At 73.3% G+C, this 536-nt stretch carries 1 pseudogene; it reads left to right on the forward strand.

The features are described 5' to 3' along the window. Positions 1–536 (forward strand): annotated as a pseudogene (locus tag AA75_RS49430) (hypothetical protein); the annotation flags it as partial.

A 536-nucleotide genomic window follows, 5' to 3' on the forward strand; every position in this document is an offset into this window, starting at 1 on the left:
ACCACGGCGCGGCCCACGCCGAGCAGGCGGTCACCGAGACCGATCTCGGCGGCTTCTACCCCCACACCGGTATCGTGCGGGCGTGGGCGGCGATCATCGCCGCGGGCCAGGGCCGCTGGCGCACCGCCCGGGAACACCTGGACGCCTCCCGCCACCACATCCCCCTGCCCGTCTTCGCGGACCAGTCGGCGCTCGCCGCCGCCGCCATCGCCCAGGCCCGCGGCGACCACCACGCCATGCTCGAAGCCCTGCAACCCCTGCAGGCCGGCCCCCTCGAACCCTACGACCCCGACCACCTCACCCCCACCGCCACCTGGCCCACCCACATGTTCTGGCCGATGTGGACCGAAGCCCTCACCACCACCGGCCACCTCGACCGCGCCACCGAAGCCCTCACCCACCTCACCCACCTCAGCCACCACATCCCCCTCCTGCGCACCATCACCGCCCACGCCACCGGACAACTCGCCGAAGCCCACGGCGACCCCACCACCGCACTCACCGCCTACCACCACGCCCTCGACACCCCACCCCTT

The organism is Kitasatospora sp. MBT63 (genome assembly GCF_000710465.2).
Classification (GTDB): Bacteria; Actinomycetota; Actinomycetes; order Streptomycetales; family Streptomycetaceae; genus Kitasatospora.